Consider the following 220-nt stretch of genomic DNA (forward strand, 5'->3'; position numbering starts at 1 on the left):
ATCGCGATTTCTGCCAGCTGCTCTGCGGTTGGATCCGGGTTGATCGCGCAGTCGCCGTAGACGTAAACCTGATCCGGCAGCAGCATGAAGAACACGGAGGATACCAGAGAGCTGCCCGGTGCAGTTTTGATCAGCTGCAGCGGTGGACGAATGGTATTCGCGGTGGTGTGAACTGCACCAGAAACCAGACCGTCAACGTCGTCCTGTTCCAGCATCAGGG

1 protein-coding gene is annotated in these 220 nt (G+C 57.7%); it reads right to left on the minus strand.

What is annotated here, in order from left to right; translation table 11 throughout:
- The coding region (locus tag FDX22_RS27190) for a phosphate acyltransferase (protein WP_255433090.1) at window positions 1-220 on the minus strand (220 nt) is incomplete at both ends.

The organism is Citrobacter sp. TBCS-14, from assembly GCF_005280805.1.
GTDB lineage: Bacteria > Pseudomonadota > Gammaproteobacteria > Enterobacterales > Enterobacteriaceae > Citrobacter > Citrobacter gillenii.